We start from the raw sequence: 21,155 nt of genomic DNA, 5'->3' as shown, positions 1-21,155 counted from the left end.
GGCGCCGCCGGTGGAACACAGGGCGCGGGGGATGGAGAACGGGATGACGGGCAAGGGACGGGTCACGATCCGCGAGGTCGCCGAGCGGGCGGGAGTGTCGATGGCGACGGCCTCGCGCGCGCTGAGCGGCAACCATCCGGTGCCGGCCGCGACCCGGGCCCGTGTCCTGCGCGCCGCCCGCGACCTCGACTACGTCGCCAACGCGCACGCCCGGGCCCTGGTCGGCGGCGGCCGCAAGATGGCCGCCGTCGTCGTCCGGCAGGTCACCAGCCCCTTCTACGCCCAGGTCGCCGAGGGCGTGGAGGCGGAGGCCGCCGACCGCGGATGGCTGTGCGTCGTCGGGGCGACCGGCGGGGATCCGCAGCGGGAGATGGAGTTCGTGCAGCTGATGCGGGAGGAGGGGGCCCGGCTGGTGATCCTCGTCGGCGGGGTCGTCGAGGACGACGCGTACCGGGAGCGGGTGGCCCACTACGCGCAGGCCCTCGACTCCTCGGGGGCCCGGCTCGTCCTGTGCGGCCGTCCCGCCCCCGACCCCGAGACCCCGGCGCTGGTCGTCGAGTTCGACAACGAGGCGGGGGCCCGGGCGATCACCGGGCATCTGCTGTCGGCGGGGCACCGGCGGATCGTCTTCCTCGGGGGGCTGCCGGGCAACACCGCGCTGGACGCCCGGGTGGCGGGATACCGGGCCGCGCTCGCCGAGCACGGGGTGCCCGCGGCGGCCGCACGGGTCGTCGACTGCGGGCTCGGCCGGACCGCCGGTCTGCGGGCGATGGCCGAACTCCTCAAGGAAACAAGGGAGTTCACGGCTGTCGTCGCCGGGGACGACATGGTCGCCGCAGGCGCGCTGCGCGCCATCGCCGACGCCGGGCTCGGTGTTCCCGACGACATCTCCGTCGTCGGCTACAACGACATCCCCCTGGCCGAGGACTTCAACCCGCCCTTGACCACGGTCCGTACACCCGCCGAGGAACTGGGCCGGGCCGCCGTGCGCATCGCACTGCGCGACCCCGAGCACGCCGCCGGCAGCCACCATCTGCTGGGCACCCACATCGTCGTACGCCGAAGCGTCGCCCCACCCCCTGCCGACGGAGGAATCACCCCCGTATGACCGCGCCGTACGTGTCGCTGCCCGCCCTGCCCCCGGACGACCTCGCGCTCTCCCCGGTCACCGGCTGGACCCGCGCCCACTGGGAGGCCCTCGCCGACCGGCTCCTCGACGGGCTCCTGCCCTACGCCACCCCGGGCTTCGCCCAGTACCGGCTGCCCGGGCCGCCCAGCCACTCCGGGGCCTGGTCCGACGGGCTGGAGGGGTTCGCCCGGTCCTTTCTGCTGGCGGCCTTCCGGATCGCCGGATCGAAGGGGCGGGTCGGTCCCGAACTCATCGAACGGTATGCCGCCGGGCTGGCCGCGGGCACCGATCCGCAGCACCCCGAGCACTGGCCGCCGATCGCCGACCGCAGCCAGCCGATGGTCGAGGCGGCCTCGGTCGCCCTCGCGCTGCACGAGTCCCGGCCCTGGCTGTGGGACCGGCTCGACGACGGTGTGCGTGGCCGGGTGGTCGAGTGGCTCGGCCGGTTCGTCGGGGCGAGGGTCAACGACTCCAACTGGAGGCTGTTCCAGGTGATCACGGAGGAGTTCCTCGCGTCCGTGGGCGCCCGGCACAGCCGGGCGGAGATCGACGCCGGACTCGCCCGGCTGGACGACTGGTACCGGGGCGGCGGCTGGTACACCGACGGTGACGGCAAGAAGTTCGACTACTACAACGGCTGGGCGCTGCACCTGTACCCGGTGCTGTGGTCGCGGATCGCGGGACCGCGCGCCGACCCGGGCACCGTGGCCCGGCACCGCGCCAGGCTGCGGGAGTTCCTCGGTGTCCACCAGCTCTTCCTCGGCTCCGACGGCGCCCCCGTCCACCACGGCCGCTCCCTCACCTACCGCTTCGCGGCCGCCGCCCCGCTCTGGGCCGGCGCCCTCGCCGACGCCACTCCGCTGCCGCCCGGCCGCACCCGCCGCCTCGCCTCGGGCACGCTGAAGCACTTCACCGAGCGCGGTGTCCCCGACGAACACGGGCTGCTCACCCTCGGCTGGTACCGGCCGTTCCCGGGGGTCCTCCAACGCTACTCCGGCCCCGCCTCCCCGTACTGGGCCAGCAAGGCCTTCCTCGGGCTGCTGCTGCCGGAGGACCACCCGGTGTGGACGGCCCCCGAGGAACCCGGCCCCGTCGACACCACCGACTCCGTCCTCGCGCTGACCGCCCCCGGCTGGCTGATCCACTCGACCACGTCCGACGGGATCGTCCGCCTCGTCAACCACGGCACCGACCGCCTCCCGCCCCCGCCCGCGACGGACGCCGACAGCCCGCACTACGCCAAGCTCGCGTACTCCACCGCGACCGCCCCCGACACCCCCCTCGGCCCCGACAACCACCTCGCGCTGATCGCCCCGGACGGCACCCCCTCCCCACGCGGCCGCATCCACCCGCTGGGCTGCGAAGGCCGTACAGCCGCCTCCTGGCACGAGGCGTACGGCCATCACGTCGAGACGGTGAGCGTGGTGCACGGGCCGTGGGAGATCCGCGTGCACCGCGTCGACGAGACGCACAACGGCCGGGTCAGAGAAGGAGGTTGGGCCCTCGCCGACGACACCGCGCCGCCCGTCGCCGAGTCCGGGCCCGGCTGGGCACGGGCCCGCCGCACCGACGGTCTGACCAGTGCCGTCGTGGGGCTGTACGGCTGGGGCGAGGGCGCCGGGACGGTTGTGGCAGCCGAGGGTGTCAACGCGTACGGCCGGTACTCGGCCACCCCCGTCCTCGAAGGCACCGGGCCGCTTCTGGTCACCCTCGTGACGCTCGGCACCGGCCCGTACGCCGGGGCGAGTGCGCGGGTCGACGGCGCGGGGGGTGTGGAGGTGCGGTTCCCGGACGGGGTCAGGGAGCGGGTGGACCCGTAGCGGAGGGTGTCATTCTCCGCGCGGGGTCGTCAGCCCTTCGCCAGCGTCACCGCCTGATCGAGCGCCTGCAGCAACCGGTTCACCGTCACCCGGTCCCGCACCGCGAGCCGAAGCCACTCCTCGCCGAGCCCCGGGAACGTGTCCCCGCGCCGCACCGCGAAACCGAGGTCGCGCAGATGCCGTCGGACGGCGGCGGCCTTCGGCAGTCGTACGAGGACGAAGGGGCCCTGCGCCGGTTCGACCACCCGGAGTCCGTCCGGGGCGAACTCCCGTAGCCCGGCGACGAGATGGGCCCGGTCCGTGGCGATGCGGTGCGCCGCGTGGGCGGCCTCCGCCAGCGCCCGGGGCTCCATGCAGGCCCGGGCCGCGGCGAGGGCCGGTGTGGAGACCGGCCACAGGGGCTGGGCGCGTTCCAGGGCGGCGATCGTCTCCGGGGCGGCGAGGACGTAGCCGATCCGGAGCCCGGCCAGACCCCATGTCTTCGTCAGGCTGCGCAGGACGACGAGTCCGGGCACGTCGGTGCGGCCCGCGAGCGCCTCCCGCTCGCCCGGCACCGCGTCCAGGAACGCCTCGTCCACCACCAACGTCCGCCCAGGTCGGGCCAGTTCGGTGATCGAGGCGGCCGGATGCAGGACCGACGTGGGGTTGGTCGGGTTGCCGATCACGACCAGGTCGGCGTCCTCGGGGACGGCTCCCGGGGTGAGCCGGAAGCCGTCCCGCGCCCGCAGCAGCACCCGGTCGACCGCGTGTCCGGCGTCCCGCAGTGCCGCCTCCGGCTCGGTGAACTGCGGGTGCACCACCACCGGGTGACGAACCGTCAGCGCGCGGGCGAGCAGCACGAAGGCCTCGGCGGCGCCCGCGGTCAGCAGCACCCGTTCCACGGGCACCTCGTGCCGGGCCGCCACCGCCGCCCGCGTCCCGCGCCCGTCGGGATAGGCGGCCAGCCCGGTCAGCGACTCCGCGATCCGTTCCCGCAGCCACGCCGGGGGAGTGTCCGCGCGGACGTTCACGGCGAGGTCGGTGAGCCGTGCCCCGTCGTCCCGCACCTCGGCGTCGCCGTGGTGGCGCAGGTCGTGGCCGCCGGAGCTGTCAGTGTGCATGGGAGTGGGCGCCATGGTGATGCCCGTGGTGGTGGCCGTCGTCGTCCGGATGGAAGTGCGGCTGCTGCGGCAGACCCACCTTGTCCTCGAAGCCGGGCAGCGCGATGCGGTACACGCACGAGTCGCAGTTCATCCGCAGATCGCCCGCGACGGCCTCCCGGTACCGCTCCATCACCAGGTCGAGCAGCTCCGGCTCCGGACCGATGACCTCCGCGGAACGCACCTCGACCTCGGGGTGCGCCGCCGCCCAGCCCTCGGTCTGCTGCTTCACCCGGTCCGGCAGGATCCCGGTGAACAGGAAGTAGGGGAGCACGACGACCCTCTTCGCGCCCAACGCCACACACCGGTCGAGTCCGCTCGGCACGTCCGGCGCCGCCAGCGACACGAACGCCGTCTCCACGCCCGCGTAGCCGCGCCCCTCCCACAGCAGCCGGGCCGCCTTGTACACCTCGGCGTTGGCGTCGGGGTCCGTGGAGCCCCGGCCGACGAGCAGCACGGTCACGTCCGCCCGGTCCAGGGGAGCGCGGCCCCCGACGGCGCCCAGCGCCTCGTCGAGCCGTCGCTCCAGCACGGTCAGCAGCGCCGGATGCGGGCCCAGCGGACGACCGTAGGTGTACGAGATCCCCGCGTGCCGCTCCTTCTCCCGGGCCAGCGCGGCCGGGATGTCACCCTTGGCGTGTCCGGCGGACACCAGCATCAGCGGTACGGCGGCGAACCGGCGGACGCCCCGCTCCACCAGCTCGGCCACCGCGTCGGCCAGCGGCGGCGGGGACAGTTCGATGAAGCCGCCCGCGACGGGCAGTTCGGGGTGGCGGGCCCCCAGCTCCCGGACGAAGTCACGGAACGCCTCGGCGCCGGCCTCGTCCCGGGTGCCATGACCGGCGATGAGCAGGGCGGGCTGGGGGGTGGTCACGATGTCTCCTCGGTCTTCTGGGAAGGGGTCTTCCGGGCAAGGGGCTGCTGGGTAAAGGGGTGGTACAGCAGGGCGTTGAGCGCGGCGGAGGCGACCGCCGAACCGCCCTTCTCGGACACGTTGCTCACGGCGGGCAGTCCGCTGCCGCGCAACGCGGCCTTGGACTCGACCGCACCGACGAAGCCGACGGGCAGCCCGATGACCAGGGCCGGGGCCGCGTCCAGGGTCAGCAACTCCTCCAGCGCGGTGGGGGCGTTGCCGATCACCCAGATCGCCCCCGGGCCGACCTGCTCGTGGGCGAGACGGATCGCGTGGGCCGAACGGGTCAGCCCCGGACCGGACTCGGCGTCCCTCAGCCGGCAGACGGTCTCCCGCCGGGTGATGCCCGCCGCGACCATCTCCACATCGGTGACGACGGGCGCGCCGGAGTGCAGCGCGGCGTGCGCCTTCTCCAACTCGCCCTCGTCCATGACGAGATCGCCGGCGTACTCCAGATCGGCGGCGGAGTGCACGACCCTCTCCACCACCGCCCGGGTCAACGGCGGGAGGTGCGAAGTGTCCAGGCGGGCCCGCATCCGCCGGTAGGACTCCACCTCGATCGGGTGGACGACACGGTTCACTCGGCACCCTCCTGCCAGCGGTAGCCGCGCGGTGTCACCATGCGCCCCGCGATATTCCGGGTCGCCGTGTTGCCGACGGTCACGACCGTCATCATGTCGACCGTCGCCGGGTCGAGGGCGGCCAGGGTGGTCAGCCGGCCGGACTCGTCGGGCCGCGACGCGTTGCGTACGACACCGACCGGCGTCGCCTCCTCCCGGTGCTCCGCGAGGATCGCCAGCGCCTTCGGCAACTGCCAGTCCCGGCCCCGGGAACGGGGGTTGTAGAAGGTGACCACGATGTCCGCCTCGGCCGCCGCACGCACCCGCCGCTCGATGACCTCCCACGGCGTGTGCAGATCCGAGAGGCTGATCGACACGTGGTCGTGGCCCAGCGGGGCGCCCAGGATCGCGGCCGCCGCGAGAGCGGCCGTCACGCCCGGGACGCCGACCACGTCGATGTCGTCGGAGGCCTCGGCGAGCGCGGGGGAGGCCATGGCGTACACACCGGCGTCCCCGCTGCCGATGAGCGCGACCGCCTGTCCCTTCCGCGCCTCGGCCACCGCGGTCCGGGCCCGCTCCTCCTCGGCGCCCAGCCCCGACTCCAGGACCCGGGTGCCGGGCCGCAGCAGATCACGGATCTGGTCGACGTACTGGTCGAGCCCGACCAGCACCGAAGCACGCCCGAGCTCCGCCTTCGCGCGGGGCGTCAACAGGTCCCGGGCACCCGGACCGAGCCCGACCACCGCGAGCCGGCCGCGCGCGGGACGCCGTACGACGGCACAGGTCGCCATGGCGGGCTGCGCGGCCGACTTCCGCTTGGGGACGAGGAGTTCACCGCCGTTCAGCAGCGCGGCCGCTTCGGCGACGGAAGGGGTCCCGACGGCGGCCAGGGGCGCGTCCGAGGGGTTGGGCACCTCGACGGCGGCCAACTCCTCGGCGGAGTGGGTGACCAGGGGCACGCCGAGCCGCTCTGCGGCGGCCACGATCCCGGGCTCCTCGGCCTTGGCGTCCACGGTGGCGAGCCCGGCGACCGACCTCACGGACAACCCGGCCTCGACCAACGAGCTCTCGATCAGCTCCAGTACCTCCTCGACCGGTGCGCCCCTGGAGGCCCCGACACCGACGACGAGGGTGGGCGGACGCAGGACGACCTCCCGCTCGGAGGGTTCGACGAGACGGTCCGTCACCCGGATGCCGTACGCCCCCTCCGCGGCCACCGGCAGCGGGGGCAGCGGCCAGGCCGACTCGTTGTGCAGGGCGACGGGTTCGCCGTCCAGGAGCGCCCGCGAAACGGCCGCCACCGCACCCTCCACCGGCAGGCCGAGGGTGTCCAGCCCCGGCAGCCCCACCGCGTCGGTCGCCGTCGTCACCACGGGCTCGGCGCCCAGCAACTCCCCGACCTGGTGGGCGAGTTCGTTGGCACCGCCACCGTGCCCGCCCACCAGGGACACGGCGAACCGCCCGCCCTCGTCGACACACACCACACCCGGGTCGGACGCCTTGGCGTCGAGCAGCGGCGCGATCAGCCGTACGACTGCTCCCGTCGCCAGGAAACACACGAGCTGCTCGCACTCCGCGAACGCCCGCCGTACGGCGTCCCCCGCGGGCCCGTCGTACACGCGCGTGCGGTCCGGCCATGCCGCGGCCAGCCGGTCGCGCGCCGCCGCCCCCGCCGCGGTGGCGGAAATGAGGCCGATCACAGAGCAACTCCTTCACGAGAGACGGGGCTTCCGGCGCCGTGCCGGGCCCCCCACAGCAGAAAGACCGGGTTGGTCGCCGCGAGCCGGGTCACGTCCCCGGGCAGCGGCGCGAGCCGGGACGACTGCAGCAGTACGCCGTCGCAGCCGAACCCGGCACCGGTGAGGGCCGCACGCACGGCCGGTACCCGGTCGAGCGCGGCCATGGCGACGACGACGCTCCGCCGGGCCCGCCGCGCGCAGACGGCGACGATGTCCGCCAGCTCCCGCCCGCCCCCGCCGACGAACACGGCGTCCGGGTCGTCGAGTCCGGCCAGCGCGTCCGGCGCGGACCCGTGCACCACCCGTACGTCGACCTCGTGTGCGGCCGCGTTGGCGCGGATCCGCCCGACACCGTCGGGGGTCTTCTCGACCGCGACGACAGCGGCACCGAGCCGCGCGCACTCGACGGCCACGGAACCGGAGCCCGCGCCGACGTCCCACACCAGATCGCCGAGCCGGGGCCCGAGCCGGGCCAGCGCCAGCGCCCGCACCTCGAACTTGGTGATCATCGAGTCCCGGTGAGTGAACTCGCCCTCCTCCAGGGCCCATCGGCCGGGCGCGGCGGCGGGCCCGGCGACCGTGCGCACGGCACCGAGCGCCCGCGACTCGTCGAGGCACAGCACGACACTCACCGCAGAACCCCAGTCCCGGGCGGCGGCCTCCACAGGGGTGACCCGCTCCACGCGCTCGTCGCCGGTGCCGATCGCGGAGGCGACGACCAGGACCCGGGCGTCGGCGGTGAGCGCGGCTCCCAGCTCGGCGGGACCGGCTCCCGGCCCCGTCAGCACCGCCACTTTCGGCCGTGCCCGGCACACGTTGACGGCCGTCCGCAGATCACGCCCGTGCGCGCTGACCACCACGGCGTCGTCCCAGGGCAGTCCGACCCGCGCGAAGGCGGCGGCGACGGACGACACCCCGGGCCGGACATCGAGCCGCCCCGCACCGAACCGCTCGGCCAGCACCCGCACGATCCCGAAGAACCCGGGGTCACCGGAGGCCAGCACCACGACGCGGCTGTCCTTCTCCAGGTGCCGTTCGACGACGTCCAGCGCCGGAGCGAGCGGACCGAGGACGACCTGCTCGGCGTCGGCGGGAACGGGCGCGGCGGCCAGATGCCGGCGCCCTCCCACCACGAGCCGGGCACCGGCCAGCTCCCGGGCCGCGGGCGGCGCCCCCGTCCCCGTACCGACGACCGTGATCAGGCCACTCACGTGCTCGCACCCCGCGCCCGCAGCTCCCGCCGGGCCTCCGGGTCCGCCTTGCGGTACCCGTGGAAGTGACCGGGGTGGTACAGGTGCGACCGGGTGCCCTCGGCGTCCAGGGCCGGGCCGACCAGGAACAGCGTGTGCTTCCAGAGCTTGTGCTCCTTGACGGTCTCCTCCAGCGTCTCGATCGTGCACCGCACGACCAGTTCCTCCGGCCAGGTCGCCTGATAGGCGACGACGACCGGGGTGGACGTCGGATAGCCGCCCTCCAGCAGCTCCCGCACCAGCTGCCCGCTGCGTGCCGCGGACAGGAAGAGCGCCATGGTGGTGCCGTGCTTGGCGAACTCCCGCACCTCCTCCCCGGGCGGCATCGGCGTCTTGCCGCCGCCGAGCCGGGTGAGCACGACGGACTGCGCGACCTCGGGGATGGTCAGCTCCCGCTGGACGAGCGCGGCGACGGCCGAGAACGCGGAGACACCGGGCACGACCTCGGTCCCGATGCCGATCCGCGAGCACCGGTCCAGCTGCTCCTGCGTGCCGCCCCACAGGGCGGGGTCGCCGGAGTGGATCCGGGCGACCTTGAGACCCTCCTCGCGTGCCCGCTCGTACACCGCGACCACGTCCTCCAGCGACATGGCCGCCGAGTCGAGGATCTCCGCCTCCGCGCGTGCGTGTTCGAGGACCTCCGCCTGCACCAGGCTCGCGGCCCAGATCACGACGTCGGCCTCGGCGATGGCGCGCGCGGCACGGAACGTCAGCAGATCGGCGGCGCCGGGGCCGGCACCGACGAAGGTCACCTTGCCGGTGGGGGCATCGGCCATGGGAATCGGTCCTCTCGTTGCAAAAGGTGTCAAGGATGTCGCCGGGGCGACGGCAGGATGTGCGCGAACGGGGGTTGATCGGATACCAAGGCCCTATGGCGGTCTTCGTCGCGCTCGGCGCGTTCCTGATGACGCTGGCCGGCGGTTGGACGGCACAGCGCGTGACCGACCGCCGTCATCTGGTCCTGGGACTGGCCGGCGGCCTGATGCTCGGCGTGGTCGGACTGGACCTGCTGCCGGAGGCGCTGCACGCGGCCGGAGGCGAAGTCTTCGGCGTACCGGCGGCCCTGCTCCTCTTCGTGGCCGGCTTTCTGCTGGCCCATCTGGTGGAACGCCTGCTGGCCGCCCGCCAGGCGGCGCACGGCGGCGAGGAACGGGAGGAGCACGGCGGGCGGGTGCCCGAGGTGGGCCTGACGGCCGCCGGCGCGATGGTCGGCCACAGCGTCATGGACGGCGTGGCGATCGGCGCGGCCTTCCAGGTGGGCGGCGGCATGGGCACGGCGGTCGCGCTGGCCGTGGTCGCCCACGACTTCGCGGACGGCTTCAACACGTACACGCTCACGAGCCTGTACGGGAACGCCCGCCGCAAAGCCCTGACCATGCTGGTCGCGGACGCGGTGGCCCCGGTCGTGGGCGCCGCCTCGACGGCGTTCGTGACCATCCCGGAGGGCCTGCTCGGCGGCTATCTCGGCCTCTTCGCCGGCGCACTCCTCTACCTCGCGGCAGCCGAGATCCTCCCCGAGGCCCACCACGAACACCCCGCCCGCTCGACCCTGCTGTGCACGGTCGCGGGCGTGGGCTTCATCTGGCTGGTCGTGGGCCTGGCCGGCTGATCCGCGGGGGCGGGGGGCGGGACTGCGTCCGGGTATGGGTCCGAGCCCGAGGGCGGGTTTCAGCCCAAGGACGGGTCCGGGTCTGCGGCCGGGGCCGGGGTTCACAGCTTGCCGCCCCGTGTGCCGTCCCGTCGCGCGGGTGCGATCAGGGTGGAGAGGTACGGCAGGGGAGCCCCGTCGAGCTCGCCGGCGGGACGGATGGACTCGGACTCCAGCCCGAGCGCCGATCCCCATACGGCGTCCTCGATCCGCCCGGTCTCCCTGAGCGCCTCGGCCACCTCACCGGCCTGCCGCCCGAACTTGTACGCGACGACGGTCCCGGGCCCGTTGAGCGCGTCCTTGAGCACGGCGGAACCGGCGGTGACGGGCACGAGCGTGAGCGGTTCGGTGCCCTCGGTCAGTACCGCCCCGGAACGCGCCGCGAGATCCTGCATGGCGGTGATCCCGGGGACGGTCTCGACGACGACGTCCGGCACGAGCTCGCGGATGGTCTGCGCGAGATAGGTGAAGGTGGAGTAGACGTTGGGGTCGCCGATGGTCGCGAAGGCGACGGACGCGTGCGCGGCCAGTAGCTGGGCGACCCGCTCACCGGCCGCGTCCCAGGCGGCCTCGCGCCGGGCGTGGTCACTGCGCTCGTTGAGAGCGAAGACGACCCGGACGATCTTCTCCTGGGACACGTAGTGCAGAACGGTCGCCTCGGCCCGCCCCCGCTCCCCGCTGTCCATGACCGGCACGACGACCACGTCGGCGGCGCGCAGGGCGTTGACACCCTTGACGGTCACCAGCTCCGGATCCCCGGGCCCGACCCCGACCCCGATCAACCTGCTGCTGCTCATGACGTCCGGCACCTCTCCACGAACCTACGGGCGACACCGGGCTCCGAGGCCCAGTGCGTGTGCAGATAGCTCGCGTGCACACCACGCTGTACGAAACCTTCCAACCGCCGCCGGGGCACCCGTACCCCCCAGGCGGCCGCGTCCCCCGCCCCCGGCTCCACGACCGTCCGGTGGAACTCGTGCCCCCGCATCCGGGTCCCGGCGACGGCGAGCGAACTGTCACTGACGGCGACGGCGTCCCGGTAGCCGAGGGTGAGTGTCTCCTCCATCCGCGCGGAGGCGTCGAGCACCCCGCACATGGGCTGCCCGTCGAGTTCGCGGCACAGGTAGAGCAGCCCGGCGCACTCGGCGGCGACGGGAGCGCCGCTCTCCGCGAGCGCGGAAACGGCTGTGCGCAGCGGCTCGTTGGCGGACAGTTCAGCGGCGTACACCTCGGGGAACCCGCCCCCGATGACCAACCCGGCGGTCCCGTCGGGCAGTTGCTCGTCGTGCAGGGGGTCGAAGACGACCACCTCGGCTCCGGCGGCGGTGAGCAGTTCGCTGTGCTCCGCGTAGGAAAAGGTGAAGGCGGGCCCCCCGGCGACGGCGACGACCAGCCCCTCCGGCGTTTGAGGAGCCGGGGTCCAGGGGGCGGAGCCCCCTGGGAGCGGGGTCGAAGGGGCGGCAGCCCCTGGGGACGGGACGGGAAGGGGCGGCGGGGGCGAGAAACCCAACACCTCAGCCGCGTCCCAGGCCGCACACGGCAATGCCCCCGCACCCCGCGCCAGCCCGACCAACGCCTCCAGATCGCACCCTTGAGCAACCTGTTCCGCCATCGCCGCGACCGCGTCCACCGCATCCGCCCGCCGCTCGGCGACCGGCACCAGCCCCAGATGCCGGGACGGCGTGTCCACCTGGGCCACCCGCCGCAACACCCCGAACACAGGCACGCCGGCCGACTCCAACGCCTCCCGCAACAACGCCTCATGCCGATCGGAGGCGACCTTGTTGAGGATCACGCCCCCGACCCGCACCTCCGGATCCCAGGACGCGAACCCGTGCACCAGCGCGGCGACCGACCGGGACTGCGAGGAGGCGTCGACCACCAGCACCACCGGCGCCCGCAGCAGCTTCGCCACATGCGCGGTGGAGGCCAGCTCTCCTTCCCCCGCGGCCCCGTCGAACATGCCCATCACGCCCTCGACGACGGCGATGTCACACCCCCGCGCCCCGTGCAGGAACAGCGGAGCCACCAGCTCCGGCCCGCACAGGTAAGCGTCGAGATTCCGTCCCGTCCGTCCGCTCGCGAGCGCGTGATACCCGGGATCGATGTAGTCCGGGCCCACCTTGTGCGGGGACACGGCGAGCCCCCGCGCGGCGAACGCGGCCATCAGCCCCGTGGCGACGGTGGTCTTGCCGCTCCCCGAGGAGGGCGCGGCGATGACCAGCCGGGGGACGGAGGACGTCACCACTCGATGCCCCTCTGCCCCTTCTGCCCGGTGTCCATGGGGTGCTTCACCTTGGACATGTCGGTCACGAGGTCGGCGAATTCGACGAGCTTGTCGGGCGCGTTCCGCCCGGTGATGACCACGTGCTGGGTCCCGGGCCGCTCCCGCAGCACGTCGAGCACCTCATCGGTGTCGACCCACCCCCAGTGCATCGGATAGGCGAACTCGTCGAGCACATACAGCTTGTACGTCTCGGCTGCCAGATCCCGCTTGACCTGCTCCCAGCCCTCCCGGGCCTTCTCCTCGTTGTCCATCTGAGCGTCGCGCTGGACCCAGGACCAGCCCTCGCCCATCTTGTGCCAGTCGACGGACCCGCCCTCGCCGCTGGCACCGAGCACCCGCAGCGCGTTCTCCTCGCCGACCTTCCACTTCGCCGACTTGACGAACTGGAACACCCCGATCGGCCACCCCTGGTTCCAGGCCCGCAGCGCGAGCCCGAACGCGGCGGTGGACTTCCCCTTCCCGATGCCCGTGTGCACGACCACCAACGGCCGGTTACGACGCTGACGGGTCGTCAGTCCGTCCTCCGGCACCACACTCGGCTGTCCCTGAGGCATTACGCGGCCCTCCTCTGTACGTCCTTCACCAGACCGGCGATCGAGTCGGCCCGCAACTCGTCCAACGTCACCGCGGTACCGCCCAGTTCACCGGCGAGCTGCCCGGCCAGCCCCAGCCGCACGGGCCCGGACTCGCAGTCGACGACGACGGAGGCGACCCCGCCGGCGGCGAACAGCCGGGCCGCCCGCCCCGCCAGGGCGACCGGCTCGGGCCCTCCGGTGGCCCGCCCGTCCGTCACCACGACGACCAGCGCCCGCCGGGCGGGATCCCGCAACCGCTCCACCCGCAGCACCTCGTGCGCCCGCAGCAGCCCGGCCGCCAGCGGCGTACGGCCACCCGTCGGCAGCGTCTCCAGCCGGGCCGCCGCCGCGTCCACGGACGACGTCGGCGGCAGCGCGACCTCCGCGGCCGACCCCCGGAAGGTCACCAGACCCACCTTGTCCCGCCGCTGGTACGCGTCGAGGAGCAGCGACAGCACGGCCCCCTTCACGGCGCTCATCCGCTGCCGCGCCGCCATCGACCCCGAGGCGTCGACGACGAACAGCACGAGGTTGCCCTCGCGCCCCTCGCGCGTCGCCTGCCGCAGATCGTCACGCCGGACCACGAGACCGCGCCCGGACCGCCCCCGGGCCCGCTGATGCGGAGCCGCGGCCTGCACGGTGGCCGCCAGGTGCAGCTTGGTCAGGGCACCGCGGGGCCGCCGCGCGCCGGTCGTCCGCCCGTGCTCGGTCCGGGCCCGCGACCGCCGCCCGGCGGCACCCTCACCGAGACCGGGCACGCTGAGCACCTTCGTGCGGAACGGCTCGGAAGCCCGCGCGGCGGACTGCTCACCCGAACCCGCGCCCGAGGCCTGCGGCTCACCGCCCTCGCCGGCCTCCGGCTGCGCACCGGAATCACCGTCGGCCTCCGGCCCGTCGGACGGCGGCGGCTGCCCGCCGTCTCCACCACCGTCACCGGGCCCGTCCGGATCCGGCTCGTCGTCGTCCTCGGAGCCGCTGAACTCCTCCAGCGTCTCGTCCAGCCTGTCCTCGTCGAGTCCCGGCGCGTCGAAGGGATTGCGCCGCCTGCGGTGCGGCAGCGCGAGCAGCGCGGCCTGCCGTACGTCCTCCGCGAGCACGTCCGTCCGTCCGGCCCATGCCGCGAGCGCGGTCGCCGTGCGCGCCATCACGATGTCGGCCCGCATGCCGTCCACCTCGAACGCGGCACAGGTCGCCGCGATCTGCCGCAGCGCCCCGTCACTCAGCCGGACCGACGGCAGCAACTCCCGCGCGGCGACGACCCGTTGCCGTACGGCCGTCTCCTCGTCCGCCCAACGGGCCGTGAAACCGGCCGGATCGTCGTCGTACGCGAGCCGTCGCCGTACGACCTCCACCCGCTGGTCGGGCTCCCGGGACGCCGCGACCTCGACGGTCAGTCCGAACCGGTCGAGCAACTGCGGCCGCAGCTCGCCCTCTTCGGGGTTCATGGTGCCCACGAGCAGGAACTTCGAGGCGTGCCGCACGGAGACACCCTCCCGCTCCACGTACGACGCCCCCATCGCGGCGGCGTCGAGCAGCAGGTCGACGAGGTGGTCGTGCAGGAGGTTGACCTCGTCGACGTAGAGGATCCCGCGGTGCGCGTCCGCCAACAGCCCAGGTTCGAAGGCCTTCACGCCCTCCGCCAGCGCCCGCTCGATGTCGAGGGCGCCGACCAGCCGGTCCTCGGAGGCGCCGACGGGGAGTTCGACCATGCGGGAAGGACGCGCGACGCCGTTCCCGCTCTCGTGCGGGCCGTCCGGGCACGAGGGGTCGGGCGCGGACGGGTCGCAGGAGAAACGGCAGCCGGCGACGACCGCGACCTCGGGCAGCAGCGCCGAAAGGGCGCGCACCGCCGTCGACTTGGCCGTGCCCTTCTCGCCGCGCACCAGCACACCGCCGACCGCCGGTGACACGGCGTTCAGCAGCAGCGCGAGCCGCAGGTCGTCCTGGCCTACGACGGCCGTGAACGGAAACGGGGTACTCACTTCTCGTCACCTTCCAAGTCGCCTTCAAGCTCCAGGTAGGTGGCCCGCAGCCGCTCCAGGGTGTCCGCGTCCGGCTCGGCCCACAGACCGCGCTCGGCGGCCTCAAGGAGCCGCTCCGTGATGCCGCGCAGAGCCCAGGGGTTGGACTTCTTCATGAAGTCCCGGTTCTCCGGGTCGAAGACGTACTCCGCGCTGAGCTTCTCGTACATCCAGTCGTCGACGACGCCGGCCGTGGCGTCGTAGCCGAAGAGGTAGTCGACGGTCGCCGCCATCTCGAAGGCGCCCTTGTAGCCGTGCCGCCGCATCGCCGCCATCCAGCGTGGGTTGACCACCCGCGCCCGGAACACCCGGTGGGTCTCCTCGCCGAGCGTCCGCGTCTTCACCTGGTCGGGAGTGGCCGAATCACCCACGTACGCCTCGGGGTTGGTGCCCGTCAGGTGGCGCACCATCGCGACCATGCCGCCGTGGTACTGGAAGTAGTCGTCGGCGTCGACGAGGTCGTGCTCACGGGTGTCGACGTTCTTCGCGGCGACGTTGATCCGCTTGAACGCGGTCTCCATGTCGCCGCGCGCCGCCCGCCCGTCGAGCCCGCGCCCGTAGGCGTAGCCGCCCCACACCGCGTACACCTCGGCGAGGTCGGCGTCCGAACGCCAGTTGCGGGCGTCGATCAGGGGCAGCAGCCCCGCCCCGTACGCCCCCGGCTTGGACCCGAAGACACGGGCCGTGGCCCGCCGCCGGTCACCGTGCTCGGCGGTGTCCTCGTCGGCGTGCGCCTTCACGAAGTTCTGCTCGGCGGGCTCGTCCAGCTCGGCGACCTGGCGCACGGCGTCGTCGATCAGCCCGACCACGTGCGGGAAGGCGTCCCGGAAGAAGCCCGAGATCCGGACGGTGACGTCGATGCGGGGCCGCCCGAGCTCCGCGAGGCCGATCACCTCGAAGCCGGTGACCCGCCGCGAGGCCTCGTCCCACACCGGACGGCAGCCAAGGAGCGCCAGGATCTCGGCGATGTCGTCGCCCTGGGTGCGCATCGCGGACGTGCCCCAGACCGTCAGGCCGACGGACTTCGGGTAGTCGCCGGTGTCCTGGAGGTACCGCTGCACGAGGGAGTCGGCGAGCGCCTGCCCGACCTCCCAACTCAGCCGGGAGGGAATGGCCTTGGGGTCGACGGAGTAGAAGTTCCGGCCGGTCGGCAGGACGTTGACGAGTCCGCGGGTGGGGGAGCCCGACGGACCCGCCGGGACGTAACCGCCGTTCAGAGCCTTCAGGATGTGGTCGATCTCGTCCGTCGTGCGGGCGAGCCGGGGCACGACCTCGGCGCAGGCGAACTCCAACACCGCCACCGCGTCGGGGAGTTCGGTGCCGAGGACGTCACGGACGAGGGACGCGGCCGCCGTCGTGTCCCAGGACAGGTCCTCCATCCGCTCCGCCATGCGCCGGCACAGCTGCTCCAGCAGGTCGATCGCGTCGGAGGCCGTACGGGACGGGCCCTCGACGAGGTCGGACAGCTCGACCGGGACCTTCACCGGGGCGCCCGGCTCGGCGAGCAACTCCTTCTCGACGAGCCCGTAATGGGCCGCGAGGCACGCCCTGAGCCCCGGCAGGGCGTTGGCCTGACCGCCCCACACCTGCGAGGCCCGCAGCACGGCGAGCACGAGGTTGACCCGCGGCTCACCCACCGGACCACCGCCGAGGATGTGCAGCCCGTCACGGATCTGCACGTCCTTGATCTCGCACAGATAGCCGTCGATGTGCATGACGAACTCGTCGAACGCCGTGTCGTCCGGCTGCTCGTCGACATGCAGGTCGTGGTGGAGCTCGGCCGCCTTCACCAGCGTCCAGATCTGCGCCCGGACGGCCGGAGCCTTGGCCGGGTCCAGGTCGGAGACGAGGGCGTACTCGTCCAGCAGCTGCTCCAGCTTGGCCAGGTCGCCGTAGGTGTCGGCACGCGCCATCGGCGGCACCAGGTGGTCGACGACGGTGGCGTGTCCGCGCCGTTTGGCCTGGGTGCCCTCACCGGGGTCGTTGACGATGAACGGGTAGATCAGCGGGAGTTCACCGAGTACGGCGTCCGGCGCGCACCCGCCGCTGAGCCCAAGTCCCTTGCCCGGCAGCCACTCCATCGTGCCGTGCTTGCCCATGTGGACGACCGCGTCGGCGCCGAAAGAGTTCTCGAGCCATCGGTAGGCGGCCATGTAGTGGTGCGACGGCGGCATGTCCGGGTCGTGGTAGATCGCGATCGGGTTCTCCCCGAAGCCGCGCGGCGGCTGGATCATCACGACGACGTTCCCGAACTGCAGCGAGGCCAGCACGATGTCGTCCCCGTCGACGTACAGCGATCCCGGCGGCTCACCCCACGCCTCCAGCATCGCGTCCCGCAGCTTCGGGTCGAGCGTGTCGAACCACGCCCGGTAGTCGGCGAGCGGCACCCGCGCGGGCGCCGACGCCAGCTGGTCCTCGGTCAGCCACTCGACATCGTGACCGCCGGCCGCGATGAGCCGGTGGATCAACTCGTCGCCGCCGGAGGGGTATTCGGTGAGCGAGTACCCGGCGTCCCGGAGCGAGTCGAGCACCCGCACCGCCGAGGCGGGAGTGTCGAGACCCACCGCGTTGCCCACCCGCGAGTGCTTGGTCGGATACGCGGTGAAGACCAGCGCGAGCTTCTTCTCCGCGTTCGGCTTGTGCCTCAACCTGGCGTGCCGTACGGCGATCCCGGCGACCCGCGCGGCCCTCTCCGGGTCGGCCACGTACACCGGGACGTCGTCGGGCCCCTGCTCCTTGAAGGAGAACGGCACGGTGATCAGCCGCCCGTCGAACTCCGGGATGGCGACCTGCATCGCCGCGTCCATGGGGGACAGGGCGGCATCGGAACCGGCCCACTGGGCCTTCGACGACGTCAGGCACAGTCCCTGCAGCACCGGCACGTCGAGGTCGGCCAGCGCACCGATGTCCCAGGCCTCCTCGTCACCGCCGGCCGAGGCCTGCGAGGCGTGGGTGCCGCCGGCGGCGAGGACGGTGGCGACGAGGCAGTCGGCCTTGGCCAGGAGCTCGTAGAACTCCGCGTCGGCCCCGCGCAGCGAACCGCAGTACACGGGAAGGGCGTTGGCGCCCCTCGCTTCGACCGCGTCGCACAGGGTGTCCACGAAGGCGGTGTTGCCGCTCAGTTCATGGGCCCGGTAGAAGAGCACGCCGATGGTCGGACGGCCCTCCTCGAAGGCGTACGAGCCGTGGACGCCGTACTCCGGCATCTTCTGCGGCTCGACGAACCCCTCGCCGGTCAGCAGCACCGTGTCGGAGAGGAACCGGGCGAGCTCGGTGAGGTTGTCAGGGCCGCCCTCGACGAGGTATTTCAGCGCCTCGGCCACGACACCGGCCGGCACCGACGAGTCGGCCATCAACTCGGCGTCCGGGACGGCCTCCCCGCCCAGCAGCACGGTCGGGATGCCCGAGGCCTTCAGTGCGGCCAGCCCGTCCTCCCAGGCCCGTTTGCCGCCGAGCAGCCGTACGACGGCGATGTCCGCGCCGTCGAGGAGTGCGGGCAGTTCGTCCATGACGTCGACGCGCGTCGGGTTGCCGATCCGGTACCCGGCATCCGAGGCGGCCCGGGCCGCCAGCAGATCCGTGTCGGCGGTCGACAACAACAACACTGTGCTCATGCGGGCGCTCCCGGTGGAATGAAAGGCAGTCCTTGCGGCGCGCCGGACTCGATGAGCCGCCACAGCGCGTCCGTGTCCGCGTGCTGTTCGATCAGGTCGCCGAGCCGGTCGAGCTGCTCCTCGCGCAGCGCGGCGAACGAGGTGTCGGGGGCCGGCACGAACCGGCGGCCCGCGGCGGCGGCCACCTCCCGCAGGAACGCCCGCCGGAACCCGTCCGACTCCAGCGAACCGTGCCAGTGCGTGCCCCAGGTCTGGCCGACGCGGACGCCGTCCAAGAACGGCTCGCCCCCGCCGATGGTGGCGACCCCGTGATGGATCTCGTACCCCTCGACGTGCTCGCCGAGGGCTTCGCCGACGGGGCGTGTGAGGGTCTTCTCCCGTGCGAACCGCACCCGCACGGGCAGGACTCCGAGCCCCTCGACATGCCCCTGACGGCTCTCGACCTCGTCCTCGATGTGCTCACCGAGGATCTGGAACCCGCCGCAGATGCCGAGGACGGGCCGCTGCTCCGCGGCCCTTCTGACAAGGGCGTCCGCCAACCCCCGCTCCCGCAGCCACTCCAGCGCGCGGACGGTCCCCCGGGTCCCCGGGACGACGACGAGATCGGCGTCCGCCAACTCCTCCGCCCGGTCCACGAACCGCACCACGACGCCGGGTTCGGCGGCCAGGGCGTCCACGTCGGTGAAGTTGGACATCAGGGGAACGGCGCAGACGGCGACGCGCAGCACGTCCTGGCCGACGGGCGGAGCGGTGTTGGACTCCCGGACCGTCCCGCGCAGCGAGACCCGCAGCCCGTCCTCCTCGTCGATCCCGAGCCCGTGCCGGAACGGCAGCACCCCGTAGGTGCGCCGCCCGGTGAGCCCGTGGAGCATGTCGAGCCCGGGTTCGAGCAGCGAGACGTCCCCCCGGAACTTGTTGACGAGGAACCCGGCGACGAGCGCCTGGTCCTCGGGGGAGAGCAGCGCGACGGTGCCGAAGAAGGAGGCGAACACCCCGCCCCGGTCGATGTCCCCGACGACCAGCACGGGCAGCCCGGCATTGCGGGCGATCCCCATGTTGACGATGTCGGTGCGCCGCAGATTGATCTCGGCCGGACTCCCGGCACCCTCACAGATCACCGCGTCATACGTGCCCCGCAACTCGGCGAGACAGTCGAGCACGGTCCCCAGAAGCTGCTGCTGCCGCCCCCCGTGATACCCCCGGGCACTCAACTCGCCCACGGGCTTGCCGAGCAGCACGACCTGACTGCTCTGCTCGCCACCGGGCTTGAGCAGCACGGGATTCATGAGCGCGGTCGGCTCCACCCGGCAGGCCTGCGCCTGCATGGCCTGGGCCCGCCCGATCTCGGCGCCCTCGCGCGTGACGAACGAATTGAGTGACATGTTCTGCGCCTTGAAGGGCGCGACCTTCACTCCCTGCCGCACCAGCCACCGGCAGATCCCGGCGGTGACGACACTCTTGCCGGCGTCGGAGGTGGTACCGGCGACGAGAAGCCCCCCACCGCTCATGCCCCACGTCCCTTCACGACGATCCGCGCGACGGCACCGACGCCGAGCGCGAGCAGCCCCACACGCCGCGAGAGCCGTGCGGCGCGCTCGATGTCGGCGGCGGCGACAGCGCGCCCTCCTTGATTCAGCACGGGCCGGTGCTCGACCCGCCCCGCGTACGACAGCGTCCCCCCGAGCCGGACACCCAGGGCGCCGGCGAACGAGGCCTCGACAGGACCGGCGTTGGGACTCGGATGCCTGCCGGCATCCTCCTGCCAGGCCCGCACCGCACCCCGAGGACTGTCCCCCGCGGCAGCGGCGAGTACGGCGGTCAGCCGCGCCCCCGGCCACCCGGCGAGGTCGTCGCACCGGGCGGAGGCCCACCCGAACCGCCTGTACCGGGGCGACTTGTGCCCCACCATGGCGTCCAGCGTGTTCACGGCCCGGAACCCGAGCAGCCCCGGCACCCCGCCGACGGCGCCCCACACGAGGGCGCCCACGACGGCGTCGGAGGTGTTCTCGGCCACGGACTCGACCACCGCCCGGGCGATCCCGTCGGCGTCGAGTGCCTGAGGGTCGCGCCCGCACAGATGAGGCAGCCGGTCCCGGGCCGCCTCGACGTCCCCGGCCTCCAGCGCCCGTCCGATGACCCGGGCCTCCCGCACGAGCGAAGTCCCGCCCACGACGGCCCAGGTGGCAGCTCCGGTGAGCACGACGGAAGCGGTGCGGGACGGACGTACGACATGCTCCGCGACGGCGCCCAGCGCCACCGCGCCACCCACACACACGGCGGTGTGCAGCGCGCCCCACCCCCGGTGGTCCCGCCACAACGCCCGCTCCACGGCCCCGGCCGCCCGCCCGAACACGGCGACCGGATGTCCCCGGCGCGGATCGCCGAGCAGCAGGTCCCCGAGAAGTCCGGCGGCGGCGCCGTACGCGAAGACGCGATCGGCACGCACGGGGTCAGCCCGCC

The 21,155-nt window shown here is 73.4% G+C and carries 16 protein-coding genes; 3 read left to right on the top strand and 13 right to left on the bottom strand.

Going from position 1 to position 21,155, the window contains the following annotated elements:
• Positions 1–43: 43 nt before the first annotated feature.
• Positions 44–1,108, top strand: coding sequence for a LacI family DNA-binding transcriptional regulator (locus OHT57_RS11860; RefSeq protein WP_328746125.1), 1,065 nt, complete (start codon positions 44–46; stop codon positions 1,106–1,108).
• Positions 1,105–2,949: a DUF2264 domain-containing protein gene (locus OHT57_RS11855; RefSeq protein ID WP_328746124.1), complete on the top strand. Its 1,845-nt coding sequence runs from the start codon at positions 1,105–1,107 to the stop codon at positions 2,947–2,949. The genes OHT57_RS11860 and OHT57_RS11855 overlap by 4 nt, the downstream gene beginning before the upstream one ends.
• Positions 2,950–2,978: 29 nt before the next feature.
• On the opposite strand, the gene cobC is transcribed toward OHT57_RS11855, so the two are convergent.
• Genes cobC through cobM form a run of 6 tightly spaced genes read right to left on the bottom strand, consistent with a single transcriptional unit; the run spans position 2,979 to position 9,326 of the window.
• Positions 2,979–4,049 (bottom strand): Rv2231c family pyridoxal phosphate-dependent protein CobC, encoded by a 1,071-nt coding sequence (gene cobC, locus OHT57_RS11850; protein ID WP_328746123.1) that lies wholly within the window; start codon positions 4,047–4,049, stop codon positions 2,979–2,981.
• Entirely contained in the window at positions 4,039–4,962 is a 924-nt protein-coding gene (locus OHT57_RS11845; protein ID WP_328746121.1) for a sirohydrochlorin chelatase, read from the bottom strand. Before OHT57_RS11845 ends, cobC begins: the two co-directional genes overlap by 11 nt.
• Positions 4,959–5,582: a precorrin-8X methylmutase gene (locus OHT57_RS11840; protein ID WP_328746119.1), complete on the bottom strand. Its 624-nt coding sequence runs from the start codon at positions 5,580–5,582 to the stop codon at positions 4,959–4,961. Before OHT57_RS11840 ends, OHT57_RS11845 begins: the two co-directional genes overlap by 4 nt.
• Complete coding sequence (gene cobJ, locus OHT57_RS11835) at positions 5,579–7,261, bottom strand: precorrin-3B C(17)-methyltransferase (protein ID WP_328746117.1); 1,683 nt, start codon at positions 7,259–7,261, stop codon at positions 5,579–5,581. The genes OHT57_RS11840 and cobJ overlap by 4 nt, the downstream gene beginning before the upstream one ends.
• Positions 7,258–8,502 (bottom strand): precorrin-6y C5,15-methyltransferase (decarboxylating) subunit CbiE, encoded by a 1,245-nt coding sequence (gene cbiE / locus OHT57_RS11830; RefSeq protein ID WP_328753179.1) that lies wholly within the window; start codon positions 8,500–8,502, stop codon positions 7,258–7,260. The genes cobJ and cbiE overlap by 4 nt, the downstream gene beginning before the upstream one ends.
• A 5-nt stretch (positions 8,503–8,507) precedes the next feature.
• Positions 8,508–9,326 (bottom strand): precorrin-4 C(11)-methyltransferase, encoded by an 819-nt coding sequence (cobM, locus tag OHT57_RS11825; protein ID WP_328746116.1) that lies wholly within the window; start codon positions 9,324–9,326, stop codon positions 8,508–8,510.
• Between the two features lie 95 nt (positions 9,327–9,421).
• On the opposite strand from cobM, the gene OHT57_RS11820 reads away from it, so the two are divergent.
• The gene (locus tag OHT57_RS11820; protein ID WP_328746115.1) at positions 9,422–10,159 is read left to right on the top strand and encodes a ZIP family metal transporter; all 738 of its coding nucleotides are present in this window, start codon (positions 9,422–9,424) and stop codon (positions 10,157–10,159) included.
• Positions 10,160–10,260: 101 nt separating this feature from the next.
• On the opposite strand, the gene cobI is transcribed toward OHT57_RS11820, so the two are convergent.
• From cobI to OHT57_RS11785, 7 genes are read right to left on the bottom strand one after another with little or no spacing between them, the layout of a single operon-like run.
• Positions 10,261–10,995 (bottom strand): precorrin-2 C(20)-methyltransferase, encoded by a 735-nt coding sequence (gene cobI / locus OHT57_RS11815; RefSeq protein ID WP_443053443.1) that lies wholly within the window; start codon positions 10,993–10,995, stop codon positions 10,261–10,263.
• Positions 10,992–12,443: a cobyrinate a,c-diamide synthase gene (locus OHT57_RS11810; protein WP_443053442.1), complete on the bottom strand. Its 1,452-nt coding sequence runs from the start codon at positions 12,441–12,443 to the stop codon at positions 10,992–10,994. Before OHT57_RS11810 ends, cobI begins: the two co-directional genes overlap by 4 nt.
• On the bottom strand, positions 12,440–13,039 hold the full coding sequence (cobO, locus tag OHT57_RS11805) for a cob(I)yrinic acid a,c-diamide adenosyltransferase (protein ID WP_328746110.1): 600 nt from the start codon (positions 13,037–13,039) through the stop codon (positions 12,440–12,442). Before cobO ends, OHT57_RS11810 begins: the two co-directional genes overlap by 4 nt.
• Entirely contained in the window at positions 13,039–15,042 is a 2,004-nt protein-coding gene (locus tag OHT57_RS11800; protein ID WP_328746109.1) for a putative cobaltochelatase, read from the bottom strand. The genes cobO and OHT57_RS11800 overlap by 1 nt, the downstream gene beginning before the upstream one ends.
• Positions 15,039–18,695 (bottom strand): cobaltochelatase subunit CobN, encoded by a 3,657-nt coding sequence (gene cobN, locus OHT57_RS11795; RefSeq protein WP_328746108.1) that lies wholly within the window; start codon positions 18,693–18,695, stop codon positions 15,039–15,041. The genes OHT57_RS11800 and cobN overlap by 4 nt, the downstream gene beginning before the upstream one ends.
• A complete protein-coding gene (locus OHT57_RS11790) occupies positions 18,692–20,203 on the bottom strand; it encodes a cobyric acid synthase (RefSeq protein WP_328746107.1) in 1,512 nt (503 codons plus the stop codon). The genes cobN and OHT57_RS11790 overlap by 4 nt, the downstream gene beginning before the upstream one ends.
• Positions 20,200–21,141: a cobalamin biosynthesis protein gene (locus tag OHT57_RS11785; protein ID WP_328746106.1), complete on the bottom strand. Its 942-nt coding sequence runs from the start codon at positions 21,139–21,141 to the stop codon at positions 20,200–20,202. Before OHT57_RS11785 ends, OHT57_RS11790 begins: the two co-directional genes overlap by 4 nt.
• Between the last annotated feature and the right edge of the window lie 14 nt (positions 21,142–21,155).

Origin of the sequence: Streptomyces sp. NBC_00285, from assembly GCF_036174265.1 — a bacterium.
Classification (GTDB): Bacteria; Actinomycetota; Actinomycetes; order Streptomycetales; family Streptomycetaceae; genus Streptomyces.
The sequence above is the reverse complement of the archived record's forward strand: the minus strand, read 5'-3'. Positions and strand labels throughout refer to the sequence as shown.

What these genes read in the sequence shown, in the direction of transcription:
- OHT57_RS11860 (WP_328746125.1), top strand. Translation starts at nt 44, where the DNA reads ATGACGGGCAAGGGACGGGTCACGATCCGCGAGGTCGCCGAGCGGGCG.
- cobC (WP_328746123.1), bottom strand. Translation starts at nt 4,049, where the DNA reads ATGCACACTGACAGCTCCGGCGGCCACGACCTGCGCCACCACGGCGAC.
- cobM (WP_328746116.1), bottom strand. Translation starts at nt 9,326, where the DNA reads ATGGCCGATGCCCCCACCGGCAAGGTGACCTTCGTCGGTGCCGGCCCC.
- OHT57_RS11855 (WP_328746124.1), top strand. Translation starts at nt 1,105, where the DNA reads ATGACCGCGCCGTACGTGTCGCTGCCCGCCCTGCCCCCGGACGACCTC.
- cobO (WP_328746110.1), bottom strand. Translation starts at nt 13,039, where the DNA reads ATGCCTCAGGGACAGCCGAGTGTGGTGCCGGAGGACGGACTGACGACC.
- OHT57_RS11820 (WP_328746115.1), top strand. Translation starts at nt 9,422, where the DNA reads ATGGCGGTCTTCGTCGCGCTCGGCGCGTTCCTGATGACGCTGGCCGGC.
- cobN (WP_328746108.1), bottom strand. Translation starts at nt 18,695, where the DNA reads ATGAGCACAGTGTTGTTGTTGTCGACCGCCGACACGGATCTGCTGGCG.
- cobI (WP_443053443.1), bottom strand. Translation starts at nt 10,995, where the DNA reads ATGAGCAGCAGCAGGTTGATCGGGGTCGGGGTCGGGCCCGGGGATCCG.
- OHT57_RS11790 (WP_328746107.1), bottom strand. Translation starts at nt 20,203, where the DNA reads ATGAGCGGTGGGGGGCTTCTCGTCGCCGGTACCACCTCCGACGCCGGC.